14 protein-coding genes and 1 tRNA gene are annotated in these 18,137 nt (G+C 65.4%); 5 read left to right on the top strand and 10 right to left on the bottom strand.

What is annotated here, in order from left to right:
• Nucleotides 1–195: 195 nt before the first annotated feature.
• Nucleotides 196–1,128, bottom strand: coding sequence for a 4-hydroxybenzoate octaprenyltransferase (gene ubiA, locus HGK27_RS04450; RefSeq protein ID WP_206239050.1), 933 nt, complete (start codon nucleotides 1,126–1,128; stop codon nucleotides 196–198).
• A gap of 79 nt (nucleotides 1,129–1,207) precedes the next feature.
• Here ubiA and HGK27_RS04445 point away from each other — a divergent pair, with 79 nt between their 5' ends.
• The 3 genes from HGK27_RS04445 (at nucleotide 1,208) to HGK27_RS04435 (ending at nucleotide 4,256) form a co-directional block, all read left to right on the top strand.
• Nucleotides 1,208–1,978 carry a 16S rRNA (uracil(1498)-N(3))-methyltransferase gene (locus HGK27_RS04445; RefSeq protein WP_407674587.1) on the top strand — a complete coding sequence of 257 codons (771 nt, stop codon included), beginning with the start codon at nucleotides 1,208–1,210 and terminating at the stop codon, nucleotides 1,976–1,978.
• 119 nt (nucleotides 1,979–2,097) lie between these two features.
• The gene (locus HGK27_RS04440; RefSeq protein WP_206239048.1) at nucleotides 2,098–3,471 is read left to right on the top strand and encodes a glutamate--cysteine ligase; all 1,374 of its coding nucleotides are present in this window, start codon (nucleotides 2,098–2,100) and stop codon (nucleotides 3,469–3,471) included.
• 20 nt (nucleotides 3,472–3,491) lie between these two features.
• Nucleotides 3,492–4,256 (top strand): hypothetical protein, encoded by a 765-nt coding sequence (locus HGK27_RS04435; protein WP_206239046.1) that lies wholly within the window; start codon nucleotides 3,492–3,494, stop codon nucleotides 4,254–4,256.
• Here the strand turns inward: HGK27_RS04435 and HGK27_RS04430 are convergent, their stop codons facing one another.
• The 5 genes from HGK27_RS04430 to HGK27_RS04410 form a co-directional block, all read right to left on the bottom strand.
• The gene (locus HGK27_RS04430; protein ID WP_206239045.1) at nucleotides 4,257–5,570 is read right to left on the bottom strand and encodes a DUF1295 domain-containing protein; all 1,314 of its coding nucleotides are present in this window, start codon (nucleotides 5,568–5,570) and stop codon (nucleotides 4,257–4,259) included.
• A 41-nt stretch (nucleotides 5,571–5,611) separates the two neighbouring features.
• Nucleotides 5,612–7,024 carry an outer membrane protein assembly factor BamB family protein gene (locus HGK27_RS04425; RefSeq protein WP_241126844.1) on the bottom strand — a complete coding sequence of 471 codons (1,413 nt, stop codon included), beginning with the start codon at nucleotides 7,022–7,024 and terminating at the stop codon, nucleotides 5,612–5,614.
• Nucleotides 7,025–7,053: 29 nt separating this feature from the next.
• Nucleotides 7,054–8,061 carry a tetratricopeptide repeat protein gene (locus tag HGK27_RS04420; protein ID WP_241126842.1) on the bottom strand — a complete coding sequence of 336 codons (1,008 nt, stop codon included), beginning with the start codon at nucleotides 8,059–8,061 and terminating at the stop codon, nucleotides 7,054–7,056.
• 178 nt (nucleotides 8,062–8,239) lie between these two features.
• Complete coding sequence (locus tag HGK27_RS04415) at nucleotides 8,240–9,373, bottom strand: glycosyltransferase (RefSeq protein ID WP_206239043.1); 1,134 nt, start codon at nucleotides 9,371–9,373, stop codon at nucleotides 8,240–8,242.
• A 4-nt stretch (nucleotides 9,374–9,377) separates the two neighbouring features.
• A complete protein-coding gene (locus HGK27_RS04410; RefSeq protein WP_206239041.1) occupies nucleotides 9,378–10,277 on the bottom strand; it encodes an alpha/beta fold hydrolase in 900 nt (299 codons plus the stop codon).
• Between the two features lie 93 nt (nucleotides 10,278–10,370).
• Here HGK27_RS04410 and HGK27_RS04405 point away from each other — a divergent pair, with 93 nt between their 5' ends.
• Together HGK27_RS04405 and HGK27_RS04400 are read left to right on the top strand one after the other, a co-directional pair.
• Nucleotides 10,371–11,759: a protein adenylyltransferase SelO family protein gene (locus HGK27_RS04405; RefSeq protein WP_206239039.1), complete on the top strand. Its 1,389-nt coding sequence runs from the start codon at nucleotides 10,371–10,373 to the stop codon at nucleotides 11,757–11,759.
• Nucleotides 11,760–12,055: 296 nt separating this feature from the next.
• A complete protein-coding gene (locus HGK27_RS04400) occupies nucleotides 12,056–13,501 on the top strand; it encodes an aldehyde dehydrogenase family protein (protein WP_241126840.1) in 1,446 nt (481 codons plus the stop codon).
• Nucleotides 13,502–13,830: 329 nt separating this feature from the next.
• Here HGK27_RS04400 and clpX read toward each other — a convergent pair whose 3' ends face one another.
• The 4 genes from clpX to HGK27_RS04380 form a co-directional block, all read right to left on the bottom strand.
• A complete protein-coding gene (gene clpX / locus HGK27_RS04395; RefSeq protein ID WP_206239035.1) occupies nucleotides 13,831–15,090 on the bottom strand; it encodes an ATP-dependent Clp protease ATP-binding subunit ClpX in 1,260 nt (419 codons plus the stop codon).
• Between the two features lie 121 nt (nucleotides 15,091–15,211).
• Nucleotides 15,212–15,886, bottom strand: coding sequence for an ATP-dependent Clp endopeptidase proteolytic subunit ClpP (clpP, locus tag HGK27_RS04390; RefSeq protein WP_206239033.1), 675 nt, complete (start codon nucleotides 15,884–15,886; stop codon nucleotides 15,212–15,214).
• Between the two features lie 259 nt (nucleotides 15,887–16,145).
• Nucleotides 16,146–17,729 (bottom strand): trigger factor, encoded by a 1,584-nt coding sequence (gene tig / locus HGK27_RS04385; protein ID WP_206239031.1) that lies wholly within the window; start codon nucleotides 17,727–17,729, stop codon nucleotides 16,146–16,148.
• A gap of 64 nt (nucleotides 17,730–17,793) precedes the next feature.
• Nucleotides 17,794–17,878, bottom strand: a tRNA-Leu gene (locus tag HGK27_RS04380).
• Nucleotides 17,879–18,137: the final 259 nt, after the last annotated feature.

The raw sequence follows: 18,137 nt of genomic DNA, 5'->3' as shown, positions 1-18,137 counted from the left end.
TGTTGCGCTTCGGGTTCGGCGGCAGAGCAAGGTCGCTGCGCCGCAGGCAGTGAATTTAAAGCCTGCGGCGCTTGAGGTGGCGCAGGTGGAGAGATTGTGCGCAACGATGCGGAACCACTGCGATCTCGTCGGGAGACGGAATGGGAGCGCGAGGGGGTAACCCCCTCGCATCTTTCTTCCCTTCAAACCCCTTCTTCAGGCGTTCCCTACCACCCAACACCCCAAAGCCATCAACAACCCGGCAAACCGGTTTGAGCGGAAGCGGGCCAAAGCCCCGCCGCCATCCTCAGGGTTCAAACTCAAAGCCTGCCAGAGCAGATGCACCGCCACCGGGGCCAGCGCCGCCAGCACCAGCACGTCCGGGCGCAGGCGCCAGAAGGCCAGACCCCAGCTGATCAGTGCCACGGCGTAGAAGCCTAGCACGCCCTCACGAATGCGCCCGCCCAGTGACAGGGCCGAGGAGCCAATGCCAACCAGCACATCGTCCTCGCGGTCCTGACAGGCGTAGATCGTGTCATAGCCCACGCACCAGCCCCAGCAGCCGAGGTAGAGCAGGCCGAGGACATCGAGTTGCTCGAAGCCCATCACCTCGACCCAGCCGACGGGAGCGCCCCATGTGAAAACCAGCCCCAGCCATGCCTGCGGCCAGCCGGTGATGCGCTTCATAAAGGGATAGGCCGCGACCAGCGCCAGCGAGCCAAGTGCCACCAGTTGCGCCTGCCAGTGGAGTTGCAGCAGCACCATCAGGCCGATCAGGCACAGGGCCAGCAGCCAGATCCATGCGGCTTTTTTGGAAACCCGCCCGCTGGCGATGGGGCGGGCACGGGTGCGGGCCACCTGCTGGTCGATATCCACATCTACGATATCGTTGTAAACACAGCCCGCGCCGCGCATCGCCACCGATCCCAGCAGCAGCCACGCAAGGAGGCCCCAGCGCCCGGTCATCAGCGAGGGCATGCCGCCGCCCAGCAGCACACCCCAGGCGCAGGGCCAGAACAGCAGCCACCAGCCGATGGGACGGTCCAGCCGAGCCAGAGCGGCGTAATCGCGCGCCACCGGGGGCAGGATCGCCATCAGGCCACGATGTTCGCTGTCGGGCACGGTTTGGGGCTGAATGGGCTGGGTCATCTGCGCGGCATATCCCTGCCGTGGTCGGCTCACAAGAGCTGCTCTGGTCTTGGGGGCTGCGCGCCGCTAGGGAAGCGTTATGAGTGACCATCTGCCCGCCACCCCCGCCTGGCCTCCGCGCAGCGCGCCGCGTCTTTTTGTGCCTGGGCCGCTGGTTCAGGATGCGCAGGTGGTGATCGAGGGGGCTCAGGCGCATTATCTGGGCCGGGTGATGCGCATCGGCGTGGGCGATGCGGTGATCCTGTGCGATGACGCCAGCGGCGAATGGGCCGCGCGCGCCACCCATGTCGGCAAGCGCGATCTGGCCGTCACCTGCGAAGTGCTGCTGCGTCCGCGCGAGGATGTGCCCGATTTCACGCTTTGCGCGGCGCTGCTCAAGAAGGATCGCTTCGATCTGGTGCTGGAAAAGGCCTGCGAGCTGGGCGTGGCCCGCATCCAGCCGGTGCTGACCCGTCGCTGCGTGGCCGACAAGCTGAACATGGACCGCGCCCGCGCCCTGCTCACCGAAGCCGCCGAGCAATGCGCCCGCACCGCTCTTCCGGTGTTGGCGGAACCGGTGAAGCTGGACTCCCTGCTCAAAGGCTGGGAGCCCTCACGCGCCCTGTTCTTCGCCGATGAAACCGGAGGCGCTCCCGCCGCCGCCACCTTCATCGCCAACACAGGCCCCGCCGCCCTGCTCACCGGCCCCGAGGGCGGCTTCGACGAGGGCGAGCGCGCCGCCATCCGCGCCCTTGCCAGCGCTCATCCCATCACGCTCGGCCCCCGTATTTTGCGTGGTGAAACAGCCACAATCGCCGCCACCGCATTATGGATGGGGGTAATTGGAGACTGGTCGGTACAAAATTCTTGATTTTCTCCCGCAAATGCTCAAACGCGCTGGCGGCGGGGGTCACCCTCGTCATTTAGCGCTGGCTTGGGTCCGGGCTGTGCCCTAACACTCGCCAGCATTCAGCGGTGGACGAATTAGGCATGAGCACCAAGGAAGTTTCGGATCGCGTCGATCCGGTCATCACCACGCGCGAGCAGTTGATCGCGCCGATGGCCGGGGGCGAAAAGCCCCGTGATCGCTGGCGCATCGGCACCGAGCACGAGAAATTCGTCTATCGCACCGCCGACCACCGCGCGCCCTCCTATGACGAGCCCCACGGCATCCGCGACATGCTGGTCTCGCTGGGCCAGTTCGGCTGGGAGCCGATCATGGAAGGAGGCAACATCATTGCCCTGAAGGGCAAGGACGGCAATGTCAGCCTTGAGCCGGCAGGGCAGCTTGAGCTGTCGGGCGCGCCGCTGGTCAACCTGCATGAGACCTGCGCGGAAAGCGCGCGCCATGTGAAGCAGGTCAAGGCCATTGGCGAGGCCACCGGCACCGGCTTCCTCGGTCTGGGTCTGTGGCCCGACAAGACCCGCGAAGAGCTGCCGATCATGCCCAAGGGCCGCTACGAGATCATGCTGCGCCATATGCCGCGCGTGGGCTCGATGGGTCTGGACATGATGCTGCGCACCTGCACCATCCAGACCAATCTGGACTATTCCAGCGAAGCCGACATGGTGCAGAAGTTCCGCGTTTCGCTGGCGCTTCAGCCGCTGGCCACCGCGCTTTTCGCCAATTCGCCCTTCCTTGAGGGCAAGCCCAACGGCTATCTTTCCTACCGCAGCCACATCTGGTCGGACACCGATCCGGCGCGCACCGGCATGCTGCCCTTCGTCTTCGAGGATGGCTTCGGGTATGAGCGTTACGTCGACTATATGCTCGATGTGCCTATGTACTTCGTCTACCGCGACGGGAAATACATCGATGCGGCGGGGCTTTCCTTCCGCGATTTCCTTGCGGGCAAGCTCTCGGTCCTGCCCGGCGAACTGCCGCGCGAGAGCGACTGGGTCGATCACCTCTCCACCGCCTTCCCCGAGGTGCGGTTGAAGAGCTTCCTCGAAATGCGCGGCGCCGATGGCGGCCCGACCGACCGGATCTGCGCCCTGCCTGCCCTGTGGGTCGGCCTGCTTTACGATCAGGCGGCGCTGGATGCGGCGTGGGATCTGGTCAAGGGCTGGGATATGGAAGGGCGCGAAGCTTTGCGTTCCTCTGTCCCCAAGCTGGCGCTGGATGCACCGATCCCCGGCGGCGGCACACTGAAAGACATCGCGCGCGAGGTGCTGGACATCGCCCGCTCGGGTCTGCGCGCGCGCGCCCAGAAGAACGCCATCGGTGACGATGAAACCGGCTTCCTGGCCCCGCTTGACGAGGTGGTCTCCACCGGCAAGGTTCCGGCCCAGCGCCTGCTCGACCTGTACCATGGCGAATGGAACGGCGATCTGTCGCGCATCTATGATGTGAAGAGCTTCTAAGACCCATGCGCAAAGTGCCCATGAACAAGGGAATAATCCTCGCTTCCTTTATGCTGGTGGCCTGCGGGCCATCCTCGTGCCACCTCTTCGGGCCCTCGCCCGAGGAGGTCGCCAAGCAGAAGGCCGCGGCCCGCGCCGCTTCCGACAAGGAGGCGATCCGCGCCTGCGAAACGCGCAACACGCAGGCCACGCAGGGCAATGCCGATCAGATCACCCAGCAGCAGACCATCATCAAGACCACGCTGGACAAGGTGACGGAAGGCAACAACGATCCCCAGAACCCGCGCGCGCTGGACTGGAGCATCGAAATCGCGTCGCTGGACGCCACCGGCTGGCGCTGGACCGAAACCAGCAGCATCACCAGCCAGCAGCCAGCGTTCCTGGGCACAGACACGCATCAGACCGGCAGCACGCTGACCTACAGCCTGCTGCCCTCCGATCTGCAACCCTCGCTGACGATCGTGCCGCATGACGATGGCACGGCGGCGCTCCGCTTCTATTGCAAGACCAGCGGCTGCGTGCATCTGGTGGGCGCCACCAAGCAGGACAATTCCAGCACCGCGCCTTTCAGCGGCAGTTCCAGCAAGTCCGGCACGCTGTCGCAGAGCGTCAATTCCAACGACTGGCTGCTCTCCACCCGCACCCGCGCCGAAGGGCTGAAGGTGGCGGTAGAGAAGCTGCTGTCGCTGTATGACGCCAAGCCACTGGTCTGCCGCAACCCCGATGGCACGCCGGGGCCGGATGCGCCGCTGCTGCCACAAGCGGCGGCGTCTTCAGCGGAATAATCAGTCGAACAGCCAGCGCTGGAATCGGCCGATCGCGCGGGTGATCGGCGCATGGTGCTGCGCCCAGTCCGAATAGGCGCGATATTTGGGGTCTTCGGCGGCCAGATGGCGCGCCTCGGTCACGCCGCGCCACCAATAGACGCCGCTCACCGCCGCCATGATCACGCAGTTGCGGATGATGTCCGACCACTGATGCGTGGTGGCGAAAAAGGGCAGCGTGGAAGACCACCAGAACAGATTTTTCGAGACATAGGCCGGATGGCGCGTCAGCCGGTAAGGGCCATGGGTCAGCACGCCGCGATAGGTCAGGTTGGAAAAGCGCAGGCCGAAAGCCATCGTCGCCCAGGCATAGATCGCCACCAGCAGCACCAGCCAGCCACCCCAGATCCACAGCAGGGCGGGATAATCGGCCAACCAGTGGCTCCAGTCAGAGGTTCCGGGGTGATAGTCGAGCAACCCGCCCTCGCTCATCAGCGTGAAAGGCGGGTAGCAGATCAGCGCCGCCAGCCAGCCATCGAGGAAAGGATTGGCGCTGCGGATCTGCGCATCGAGCGGGCGCACCGTCAGCAGATAGCCCACCGTGCCGATCTGCGCATCCACCACGAACAGCGCCAGCGTCAGCCCATTGGTCAAAGCGATGGGCTCGCTCCACGCTTGCCAGTTCACCAGATCGGCAAAGCCACCCGGCAGGATCGAAAGCATAAAGGCCGTGAAAAAGCCCTTCACCGCCCAGCTGCGCAGATAGCGCAAGACATGCGGGCCATCCCAGCCCTCGCGCGCCAGCAGCATCGCTCCGAAATGCCACGCGCCATCATGGCGCTGCACCAGCACGCGCTCCAGCCACAGCACATAGGGGATGGAGAGCAAGGCCAGCGGCACCACCGCCACGCCCATCAGCCGGATCGCGAAGAGATAGCTGCCCTGCCAGTAATAGCGCTCCAGCACATAGAACGCGCCGATCATCGCCCATGTCGCCCACAGGCCGAGCAGCTTGACCGACGCCGTGGACAGCCCTTCGCGCCAGGGGCGCGGCTGAGACCAGTTCAGCCCCGTGGAGGCACGGCGATGCACCTTGTCCACCGCCAGAGACCACAGCACCATCGGCAGCCCGCAGGCCAGCACGCCCATCAGCGCGGCATAAGGCCCGGACATCGGCTGGCGCGGCCCGGCAATGCCCAGCGTATCGGCCACCTGCCCCCAATGGCGGCAGATCAGCACCCAGCAGGCCAGCCCCGCAAGGCCCACCCAACCGACAGCGCCCGACACATCGCTGGCCGGGCGCTTCAGAGTTTCATGCTGGCTGATCTCGCTCATCCCGCCGTCCTAGGGCCGTCACGGTTAAGAGCGAGATAAGCTTACTTCAGCGCCGTGATCTTGCCGCTGTCCTCGATCACATAGAGCGTCGATCCGGCGACCACCGGGGCCAGCGAGATCGGCGTCTTGAAATCCATATAGCGCTTGGCCAGACCATCCATCACCGAAACGGTGAAGAGCGAGCCCTCCGAATTGGCGACCCACAGCTGGTCGCCCGCCAGCACCGGGCCGGTCCAGAAGATTTCGCCCTGCTTCTTCTCGGCATTGTGATAGCGGCTGAGCTGCGAAATCCAGCGCACCTTGCCGTTGCTGCGCGCGATGCACAGCAGGCGGTCGTCATCGGTGAGCGTGAAGATCCAGTCGCCCGAGATCGCCGGGGTGGAAATGCCCGCGACATTCAGCTCCCACACGCGCTGCCCGGTGAGCAGATCGTAGGAGGCCATGCGCCCGCCCTGACCCAGAGCGAAGACGCGGCCACGGTCGATGATCGGCGCGGCGTCAATGTCGGTCAGCACGCCCACGCTGGTGGAGAGCGAGGTGCGCGAGAGAGCATCAGACCACAGCTGGCGCCCGTTCTCATAGCGATAGGCCACCAGCTCGCCGGTGGAGAAGCCCGCCACCACAGAACCCTGACCCGCCGCCGGAGCGCCCACGCCGAACACGCCGGTCTGGCCCAGCGAGGCGGCTTCCTGCCACAGCTCGCTGCCATCGTCGGCGTTGAGCGCGTGGATTTCATTGTTCTGGGTCATCACGAAGACGGTGCCGAAAGCCACCGTCGGGCTGCCGCGCAGCGGGCCCGCAGGCTTCACCTTCCAGACCTGCTTGCCGGTGGCGGCCTCCAGCGCGGCCACATCGCCAAGGCCGGTCGTCACATAGACGCGCCCGCCATCCACGCTGGCGCCGCCGCCGAACACGGCCTGGCCCAGCATGCCCGCCACATCGAAGCTGGCGGTCCATTTGTTGGCGCCGGTCTTGGCGTCAAAGGCATGGAGGATGCCGTTGGTGTCGAACATGAACAGCAGCCCGCCCGAAACGACCGGCGCGGCAGCCAGACGCTGGCGCGGATTGCTGCCCGCCACTTCGGCGGCCCAGACGCGCTTGGGCGCCTTGGCCAGTGCCAGATTGCCCGAGGCCTTGTTGGCCGAGCCGCCCGGCTGGGCCCAATCGGCATTTTCCTCAGCCGTGGGCACCACCACCGCCATATTGGCAATGTCATTGTCGACCTTATTGGCCGATTCGATGCGGCTGAGGATCGGGATGCGGTTGCCATTGGCGGGCGTCGCGCGCTTGCCGCGCTTCTTGTGCTTGGCAGGCTTGGCGGCATCCGTGTCGGACACCGAATTCACATCATGCTTGCCCGCATGACCGCAAGCCGCAAGCGACACGGCCAGCGCCAGACCAAGGGCACCGCGCATCAGCGAAATCGGCGTGCGACGGGAAACGGAAGGCGTCATGCGCGGGAAATCCTCTTTCAAATCCGATGTCACGGCTGAGCCGGAGCAGGTGCGGCAGGCGCGGGAGCAGCAGTGATGGGCGCCGCAAGACCGGGGGCCAGGGTCGCCTTGGCGGCGGGGACAGGCTTGGCGGGAGCAAGCTTGACCGGGGCGGGCGCCGCCGGCATGCGCGCGGCAGGTGCCTCGGCGCGCGGCGCCGGAGCCTGCGTGGCTGCCGCGCCGGCAGGCGCGGCCTCAGCCGGAGCGGGTCCGGCGGCAGGGCCAGCCGGCGCGGGACCGGCAGCGGCAGGCGCTTCCTCGGGCGCGCGGGCGATATCGTCGATGGTGTCGAAGCCCAGCAGACCGGCCAGCTGGCGGGTGCGCGCCTTCAGCGTCTCGGGCGTGTCCTTGTCCTTGGCGATTTCGCGCAGCAGGGTTCCGGCCTGATCGGGCTTGTTCAGCTTGAGATAGGCCAGCGCCGCCAGCTCACCAGCCGGGCCGAACCACGGATTGCCCGGCACGGCCAGCGGCTTCAGACGCTCCAGCGCCTTGTCCGGGCCGATCGTGTCGAAACCGGCGGCCACGCCGCGCAGGGTCGCCAGATCGCGCAGGGGCTGCGGCGCATTGGCATCGCCCGAAACCGCGTCATACAGCTTCACCGCATCGGCAGGCTTGTTCTGCTGCAGGGCAATGCCCGCCTGAATCAGCTTGGCCAGCGCCGCGCTGCCCGCCGCATCGCCCTCGGCGATGGTATCCAGGCTGGCGGTGGCCAGATCGATGCGACCGCCCTCGATCTGGTCGATGGCGCGGGTGATGGCGATGCCGCGTTCCTCGGCTTCGGCCTGCTTGTGATGGTTCCACCACAGGCCGCCGCCCAGCGCGCCCAGAGCCGCCACCACGGCGATCCCCGCAGGCAGGCCCCAGCGCTTGAAGGCGGACTTCATCTGGTCCTCGCGCAGCGCCTCATCCACCTCGCGCATGAAGGCATCGGTCTGGGCCGCATCACGCGCGGCCAGCTGATCGGCTCTCGACTGGGGACGGGTAGGACGCAGGGCCAAGGCAATTCGCTTTCTTCAACGTGGTACGGTCCGCCCGACAAGCTGACAAAGCCGGGCATCAGCGGGGGTGTTTAGCGGATGGGCCGCGCTTTTCAATGTCTATGCTTGGTTTCCCCCGGCCCGTTTCAGGCTTTAACACGCCTTCAAGCCGATCACGCCTGAAGAGGTGCTGAACCGCTCAGGGAAAAGCCCTGCCCCCCAGAGCCGCGCTGTAGGTGTCGCGATAGGCTTCCAGCATGGTCGCCTGATCATATTCGGCGCGGGCGCGGGCACGGTTGGCAGCGCCGATGCGGGTGCGCAGCGCATCATCCTGAGCCAGACGGGCAATGGCATCGCCCAGCGCCTCATCGCTGGCGGGCACGATATAGGGCTGGTTCTCCACCGAGACCATCGCCCGCACATCGCCGACATCGGTGGCCGCCACGGGCAACCCCGCTGCCATCGCCTCGACCACGCTGATCGGGAACTGCTCGCTGTCGGAGGACAGGGCAAAGATGTCGAACAGCCCCACCACCTTGGAAGGATCGGCGGCATGGCCGGGCAGATGGAAGCGATGCCCCACTTTGGCCGCCATGGCGGCGGCACGGATAGCGTCGCGCTCAGGCCCCTCGCCAAGGATCACCAGATGCCAATTGTCGGGCAGATCGGCAAAGGCGCGCACCAGACGCGGCAGGTTCTTCACCGCGCGCAGCCCTGCCAGCGTGCCCAGCCACTTCTCGCCCGGGCGCTTGATCAGGCGCGGCAGCACGTCCGCCTTGGGCTTGCGGCCATAGGCGGCGGTGTCGATGCCATTGACGATGCGCCGCAATTTGCCGGGCGGCTGGTGCCATTCGGTAACGGCAATCGCCTCCAGCCGCTGCGAGGGCACCACCAGCGCCTTCACCCGGCCCAAAGCGATGCGGCGATACCAGTTGCGGCTGGGCTTGCGCTTGTCGACCTCATCCTGGTTGAAGCCGTCCTCATGATGGACCAGCGGCGGCAGGCGCAGCACATCGCCGAACAGCGTATGCGCCAACACAGCATCCATCGCGCCGAAATTATAGGTCAGCACCAGATCGTAAGGCGCCATGGCCTTGGCCAGCGCCATCAGCCGACCCGGCGTGGGCTTGCCCTGCAAGGACGGAAAATCCGGCGCCAGATCCACACGCAGGCCGGGCTTGAGCCGCGCAGCCGCGCCCATCGCCCCCGGAACGCCCGAGACCACCGCGTGATGCACATCCGGCCCGAAGGCGTTCATCAGCTGCACACAGCGCAGCTCCTTCCCGCCCGGATCGAAGCTGGAATGGAGATGCAGTACTTTCAAAAGGCTCATGCGTTCAGGCCACCGGAGTCACGATTCTGGCCAGCAGGCGCTCGATCGCCTCGGCAGCTTCGGGCTCGTCCAGCGTGGGGGCATGGCCGGTGCGGGGCACGGTGACGGCCTCGGCCCTGGGCAGGCGGCGGGTCATCTGCGCCAGCGTTTCGGGCGAGAGAATGTCCGACAGGGCGCCGCGGATGAACAGCACCGGCACCTGTTGCAAAGCCTCCAGCCCTGGCCACAGATCGACACCCGCCTCGCCGCCCGGCTTTTCGAAGGGCTCGGCAATCTTCATGTCGTAATCGTAGACGATGCGGCCATTGGCGTTGAGCACCATCACCCGCTTGGCCATCGCCAGCCAGTCCGCCGCCTGATAATCGGGGAAGGCCGCGCTCTGGTCTTCTTCCAAAGCGCGGGCGGCGTGCATCCATGTCGGGAAGGTGCCGCCCTGCCCCACATAGTCGCGGATACGGGCCAAGCCTTCAGGCTCGATCACCGGGCCGATGTCGTTCAGCACCGCGCCGGCGATTCGCCCCGGCTCCACCATGCCCATCAGCATCGTCATCAAGCCGCCCAGCGAGGTGCCCACCGCGATAAAGCGCGTGATGCCCTCCTGCTCCAGCAAGGCGTTCACATCGGCCACATATTGCAGCGGATTGTAGGTGGCGGAGTTCTTGGCATAGGCGCTGTCACCCCGCCCGCGCATATCCGGGCAGAGCACGCGCCAGCGCCCGGCCAGCCTTGCGGCAAGCCCCTCGAAATCACGCGCATTGCGGGTCAGCCCGGGCAGGCAGAGCACCGGAATGCCGCCTTCTGGACCCGCGTAATCGCGAAAATGCAGGGAGAGCCCGTCACCACTTTGCCAGTGGCGGTCGGTATAGGCTTGGTCGGCGCTGGGCCGGTCGGTGAAAGAGGTCATCAGTCCTGTGCTTCACGAAACCGCATGAGGGTGCGGCACCCGCTCGCCCTTTCCCGCTTGCGCCGGGCCGGACACGCCCCCACTTATGCGGCCATGCGCCAAGAACCGCAAGCATCGCCCTACAGGCCTGATCCACAGATCAACACCATCGCCGATTGGCTGGGGGACAAGGTGCCCCCCGCCAATTTCCCCCAACATATCCTGCGCTGGCGTGATGACACCCATGCCGCAACGGTTGGCCTTTCCGGGCTGAGCGATGAGGCATGGATCGCCCATTTCGGGCGTTTTGAGCCGCTGGAGGGCAATCTGCCCCAGCCGCTGGCGCTGCGCTATCACGGCCACCAGTTCCGCCATTACAACCCGGAGTTGGGCGACGGGCGTGGGTTTTTATTTGCCCAGATGCGCGATGGCGCCGGGCGCCTGATGGACCTTGGCACCAAAGGCTCAGGCGTGACGCCATGGAGCCGTCAGGGCGATGGGCGACTCACGCTGAAAGGCGCGATGCGCGAGATTCTGGCCACCACCATGCTGGAAGCCTTGGGCGCCAACACCTCCAAAACCTTCTCCGTGATCGAAACCGGCGAGCATCTCCATCGCGGCGATGAGCCCAGCCCGACTCGCTCCGCCGTGTTGGTGCGCCTGTCGCATGGGCATATCCGTATCGGCAGTTTTCAGCGGTTGATGGCGCTGGAAGAGGATGCGCATCTGGCGGCTTTAGTCGATTACGCTCTGGCGCAATACCCCGGCCCCAAGGCGCCCGAGGGCGCCCCCGACGCAGAAAACCCCGCCGTGATCCTGCTGCATCAGGTGGTGGAGCGGCTGGCCGATATGGCCGCCAGCTATGTGGCGAGCGGCTTCGTCCATGGCGTACTCAACACCGACAATATGAACATCACCGGCGAAAGCTTCGATTACGGCCCATGGCGCTGGCTGCCCGCATGGGACGCCAGCTTCACCGCCGCCTACTTCGATCACGCTGGTCTCTACGCCTTCGGGCGGCAGGGCGAGGCGATTCGCTGGAACTGCGGGCAACTGGCAATAGCTCTGCGGCCTCTGGCAGAAACCGCGCCGCTGGTGGCCGCGCTGGAGCGCTTCGAGCCGATCTTCCAGCGCCGCCTCGCCCAGCGCGTGCTGTGGCGTCTGGGTGTGCAGGAAGTTGGGCCAGAAGAGGATGCCGCCGCGCTGAACGTGATCGGTAAAGCTCTGGCCGCCAGCGGTTTGAGCCCCGATGTGTTCTTCCACATCCATCGCGGCGGGCGCTTGCTGGAAGGCCTGCCTGAAGTCGTGCCCGGCGCTCTGGATCATGCGCTGTGGCATGAGGATACCGCGCCGACGAATCACATCGATGAGGTGGAGCGCATCTGGGCCGCTATCGATGCCGGGGATGACTGGCAGGCTCTGCATGATCATACCGCCGCGATTGGTCGGTTGGGGGAGGCTTTGGGGGAGCCTTTGAAGGCAGTGGGGCATCAGGAAAGGTAAAGCGGAAATGCGAGGGGGTTACCCCCTCGCGCTCCCTTTAATGCCTACGTGGCGCACAGGGTTCAGCGACAGAGCAACGTCGCAGCGCCGCAGGCAATAAAGCCTCCGGCGGTGGGACGTTTGCGCCACGATCCGGCCTTGCGCTCCATCCGTGTCGGGAGACGTAACGGGGGTGCAGGGGGCGTAACGCCCCCTGCTTTTCCTCTTTCCCCAAGCCCTATGGAAACCTCCTGATAACCATGCAGCGTGCAAGAAAGGGACAATCGCACGTATTCTACCTCAACGAAGGCCGTCTCTTGATCCACACGTCTGTCTCGCCCGCTCAGATCACCTCGCTGGAACCGGCGACGGGTGAGGTGCTGTGGCAAGGCGCTGTCAGCGATATCGACAGCAGCGTGGAGCGTGCTCGCCTTGCCTGGCCCCGCTGGGCGATGCTGCCCCAATCCGACCGCGTGGAGTTCTGCCGCCGCCTGACGCGCGACCTGCGCCGCATGGGCGAGGATCTGGTCCATCTGCTGGCCCGCGAAACCGGCATGCCCCTGTGGGAGGCCCATGCCGAGACCGACGCCGCCATCGCCCGCGTGGAGATCGTGGTGCGCGCCCATGCCGAGCGCTGCGCCCAACGCAAACTCGACAATGGCCGCAACGGCATGATGGCCACTCGGCACAAGCCGCATGGCGTGCTGGGGGTGATCAGCCCCTTCGCCCAGCCCCTGCTCACGCCCCTCACCCAGATCTTCCCGGCGCTGATCGCGGGCAACACCGTGCTGTTCAAGCCTTCCGACAAGGCCGTCGCCGTGGGCGAGGCCATCGTGCAGGCCGCCGCGCGGATGGGCGTGCCCGATGGCGTGCTGCAACTGGTTGTCGGCGGGGCCGAGCAGGGTCAGGCGTTGGCGCTGCATGAGGGCCTTGATGGCCTGCTGTTTGCCGGATCGGCTTCGGTGGGGCTGGGCTTCGCGCGGGCCTATGCCAACCGGCCCGACCGCCTGCTGCGGCTGGAACTGGGTGGCAACAATCCGCTGGTGGTCTGGGACACGCCGATGATCGCCGACGCCGCCGCTCTGGTGGTGCAGTCGGCGTTCCAGCATGGCGGGCAGCGCAACACCAGCGCCCGCCGCCTGATCGTGAAGGAGGAGATGGCCGAGCCGCTGCTCACCGCCGTCAAGCACTGGGCTGATCTGATGATCTGCGGCGCGCCCTTCGACGATCCCGTGCCCTATATGGGCCCGCTAAGCGACATGGCCGCCGCCGACGGGCTGACCCAGAGCTTTATCTGGCTGATGTCCAACGGCGCGCGCCCGATCCGCCACCCCACCCGCCCCCACGCCAACCTGCCCTTCCTCACCCCCGGCATCATCGATGTGACGCCCATGGCGCAGCGCCCCGATGTCGAGCTGTTCGGCCCGCTGCTGCAGGTGGTCCGGGTGCGGGATTTCGACGAAGCCGTCGCGGTGGCCAACGAGACGCAATATGGCCTCTGCGCGGCGCTGGTGGGCGGCACGCCGGAGCATTACAGCCAGTTCTGGGCGCAGAGCCGTGCGGGGCTGGTGCATTGGAACCGGCCTACCACCGTCGATCTGCCCGCCGCGCCGATGGGGGGCGTGGGGCTGTCGGGCAATCTGCGTCCGGGTGGGGCCTATGCTTCGGACAGTTGCGCTTTCCCGGTGACCTCGGCGGAGGTGGAGCAGCCTCGGGCCGTGTTGGGGGCCGGGTTTATGATGGAAGAAGTGGAAGGCATTTAAGGGTTAAAGCAGGGGGCGTTACGCCCCCTGCACCCCCATTACGTCTCCCGACGCTAGGGTAGTGGCACCCGAATGGTGCGCCCAATCTCTCCACCTGCGTGACATTAAGCGCCGCAGGCAATCCAATCATAATCGATAGCATGCGCAGGCGCTTTCATGCCTGCGGCGCAGCGACCTTAGCTCCATCGCCGAACCCGAAGCGCGACGTAGACATTCATGGGAGCGCGAGGGGGTAACCCCCTCGCATTTCCCTTCTTCAAATCCCTTGAAACGAAAAAAGCGGCGAAGCCGAAGCCTCGCCGCCCTTTCAATTCCGAAAAACCAGCGACTTAGGCCGCAGCTTCTTCCTTGCCCTTCAGCACGCGGACGGGTTCCTTGCGGCCCTCCACCACGTCCTTGTCGACCACGACCTCGGCGATATCGCTCTCGGTCGGCAGGTCGAACATGGTGTCGAGCAGCAGCCCTTCCACGATCGAGCGCAGGCCGCGCGCACCGGTCTTGCGCTCGATGGCCTTCTTGGCGATGGCTTCCAGCGCGTCGTCGGTGAAGGTCAGGGTGACGTCTTCAAGGTCGAACAGCTTGGCGTACTGCTTGATCAGCGCGTTCTTGGGCTCGCGCAGGATCAGCACCAGCGCCGGGATGTCGAGATCCTCCAGCGTGGCGATCACCGGCAGACGGCCGACGAACTCGGGGATCAGGCCGAACTTCAGCAGATCTTCCGGCTCGGCCTTCTGCAGCAGCTCGCCAACCTTGCGCTTGTCGGGGTCGGCCACATGAGCACCGAAGCCGATCGAGCGCTTCTGCAGGCGGTCCGCGATGATCTTTTCCAGACCGGCAAAGGCGCCGCCGCAGATGAACAGGATGTTGGTCGTGTCCACCTGCAGGAATTCCTGCTGCGGATGCTTGCGGCCACCCTGCGGCGGAACGCTGGCGGTGGTGCCTTCCATCAGCTTCAGAAGCGCCTGCTGCACGCCCTCGCCCGAGACGTCGCGCGTGATCGAGGGGTTCTCGGCCTTGCGGCTGATCTTGTCGATCTCGTCGATGTAGACGATGCCGTGCTGGGCCTTCTCGACATTGTAGTCGCTGGCCTGAAGCAGCTTGAGGATGATGTTTTCCACGTCCTCACCCACGTAACCGGCTTCGGTCAGCGTGGTGGCGTCGGCCATGGTGAAGGGCACGTCGAAGGTCTTGGCCAGCGTCTGGGCGAGCAGCGTCTTGCCCGAGCCGGTGGGGCCGACCAGCAGGATGTTCGACTTCGACAGCTCGACATCGCCGCCCTTGCCGCTGTGCTTCAACCGCTTGTAGTGGTTGTGCACGGCGACCGAGAGCACGCGCTTGGCGCGATCCTGGCCGATGACGTAATCGTTCAGCGTCTCGAAGATGTCCTTCGGGCTGGGAACGCCGCCGTCCTTCTTGCCTGCGATGCCGGCCTTGGTTTCCTCGCGGATGATGTCGTTGCACAACTCAACGCATTCATCGCAGATGAACACGGTGGGGCCAGCGATCAGCTTCCTCACCTCATGCTGGCTCTTTCCGCAGAAGCTGCAGTAGAGGGTGCTCTTGGCATCGGAACCGCTCAGTTTCGTCATAGGCTTTCCTGCTTCGTCCGGGTGGGGAAGGTTTCCCCGGCCCGGACTTTCTTATCATCCCCGCCCCTCATCTATCAGGGCGGGCCTTGCCGGTGCATGAAGCACCGGTCCCGATCATTCCTTAACCGGCCGCGGGCGCATCGCCATCGGGACGGGTTTCGAAGACCTTGTCGATCAGACCGAACTTGAGCGCCTCATCGGCTTCAAGGAAGGTGTCACGGTCCATGGCGGCCTCGATCTCTTCAAGGCTCTTACCGGTAAACTTCACGTAAAGATCATTCATGCGCTTGCGAATGCGCAGGATCTCACGGGCCTGGATCTCGATGTCCGAAGCCATGCCCTGGGCGCCGCCGCTGGGCTGGTGGATCATGATGCGCGCATTGGGCAGAGCCACGCGCATGCCGGGTTCACCGGCGGCCAGCAGGAAGCTGCCCATCGAGCAGGCCTGGCCGATGCACACGGTGGAGACCTTGGGCTTGATGTACTGCATCGTGTCGTAGATCGACAGACCAGCCGTCACCACGCCGCCGGGCGAGTTGATGTACATGCTGATGTCCTTGGTCGGGTTCTCCGACTCGAGGAACAGCAGCTGGGCGACGATGACGCTGGCCATGTGATCCTCGATCTGGCCGGTCACGAAGATGATTCGCTCGCGCAGCAGGCGCGAATAGATGTCGAAGCTGCGTTCACCGCGGCTCGACTGTTCCACCACGACGGGGATCAGGCTGCCGGTGACCGGGTCGCGCGTGAACTGACCCTGCGTGCTGTGGCTGCCATGTCCGAACAGGTCGATCATCAAAAATTCCTCTTGCCTTGGCCAACCTATGTCGCGTGACTTTGGGCGATGTTCAAGGGGATTAACCCAAGAAATCTGTGCCACGGGGCGATATCCCCAAGGCAGAGGGCCGGAAGAAGCCTTGCGGCGAGTGGGGCGAACCGCGCGCCAAGGCGCTGACGGGGCAGCCCAATCCGGCGAAAAACGGAAAAGCCCGGCGCGGGAAAGTTCCTCGCGCCGGGCCTGTTCCTGTGCCCTTTCGGGCCACCGGGTGAGAAACTCAGTTCTCCTCGGCGGCCTTCTTCTTGGGGGCAGCCTTCTTCTTGGGGGCGGCTTCAGCAGCAGCCTCACCCTCGGCAGGAGCCTCGGCGGCCTCGGCCTTCTTCTTGGGAGCGGCCTTCTTCTTCGGCGCTTCCTCGGTCACGTCCGCGTCGGCATCGGCGTCAGCAGCAGCCTTCTTCGCCGCCTTCTTGGCGGGCTTGGCTTCACCGTGGTCATGGCCGCAATCGGGGCCATGGACGTGGCCGGCTTCGCCTTCGTCAGCCTCGATGGCCGCCTGCAGCTCTTCCTTGGTCACTTCGCGCTCGGTCACTTCGGCCTGCTCGAAGAGGAAGTCCACGACCTTCTCTTCATACAGCGGGGCGCGCAGCTGAGCAGCAGCCATCGGCTCGCTCTGGATGTACTCGGCGAAGCGCTGACGGTCCTCGGGGCGATACTGCTGAGCGGCCTGCTGCACCAGCATCTGCATTTCCTGCTGCGAAACCTCGACGCCGTTCTTCTGGCCGATCTCGCTCAGCAGCAGACCCAGGCGCACGCGGCGCACGGCGATGCCGCGGTAATCGTCCTTCTCGGCCTCGATCTCGGCCAGAGCGGCGGCGGGATCTTCCTCGTTGGAAGCTTCCTGCGTGAGCTGCTGCCAGATCTGGTTGAATTCGGCTTCCACCATGGTGGGGGGAACGTCGAAGTCATGGCCTTCGGCCAGAATGTCGAGCAGCTGGCGCTTCATCTGAGTGCGGGTCAGCTGGGCGGTCTCGCCCTCCAGCTGGCCCTTCAGCAGGCCCTTGAGCTGCTCCAGATCGGTCAGGCCCAGGCTCTTGGCGAACTCGTCGTCGATGACGGTTTCGGCGGCAACCTTGATGCCCTTGACCTTGATGTCAAAGGTGGTTTCCTTGCCCTTCAGGTTCTCGGCGGGGTAGTCCTCGGGGAAGGTCACGGTGATGACCTTCTCGTCACCGACCTTGGCGCCGACGAGCTGCTCTTCGAAACCGGGGATGAAACGACCGGCGCCGATTTCCAGCGCGGCATCTTCAGCCTGACCGCCATCGAAAGGCACGCCGTCCAGCTTGCCCAGGAAATCGATGGTCAGCTGGTCGCCGTCAGCGGCAAGCTTGCCCTCTTCGGCGTCGGTGAAGCGCTTGGCGCTGCTGGCAACGCGCTGCACGGCCTCGTCGATGGCCTCGTCCTTGACGGGCACGACCAGCTTTTCCAGCTTCAGACCGGTCAGGTCCGGGGCCGAGATGGTGGGCAGCACTTCGAGGGCGACGGTCAGCTCGGCATCCTTGCCCAGCTCATAGCCTTCGGTCAGCGCCACGTCGGGCTGAGTGGCGGGGCGCAGCTGCTGGTCGATGATGACCTTGTCCAGCGCCTCGCGGATGGTGCCCTGCAGGGCGTCCTGATGGATCTGGTCGCCAAAGCGCTTGCGCACCAGATTCGCGGGCACCTTGCCGGGGCGGAAGCCGGGCAGCTGCACCTGCGGGGCGACGCGAGCGATCTCGCCATCGACCTTCTCGGCGATCAGCGCGGCGGGGATGGTGACCGTAAAGCCGCGCTTGAGGCCTTCGTTCGTGGTTTCGACGATCTGCATGATTTGAAAGCCTTCCCAAAGCGAGATGGCGCCGTGTGTCCTGCCCTTGGCCCGGGGCGGAAATTGGTGCGGGCGAAGGGACTCGAACCCCCACATCTTTCGATACTGGTACCTAAAACCAGCGCGTCTACCAATTCCGCCACGCCCGCTTGACACACGAAGCCGCGAAAATTCAAGGGGTGCGCCCTAGTGTACTCGCGCCAAAAGGGCAAGAGCATGCACGCGAAAAGCGCGGGACCGGTGAAAACCCCGCGTCAAACCGGCTGATCCGAGGCTTTTTTGGAAATCCGGCGAAGCCGGATTTGCGGCACCGGCCCTCTCCCCCACCCGGCCACCCAACGGCAGTATTCTATGGGTGGTCGGGTGGGGGAGAGGGCCGGTGCCGCGCCGAAAATGCGCTTTCGCGCA

Origin of the sequence: Novosphingobium terrae (assembly GCF_017163935.1) — a bacterium.
Lineage (GTDB): Bacteria > Pseudomonadota > Alphaproteobacteria > Sphingomonadales > Sphingomonadaceae > Novosphingobium > Novosphingobium terrae.
The sequence above is the reverse complement of the archived record's forward strand: the minus strand, read 5'-3'. Positions and strand labels throughout refer to the sequence as shown.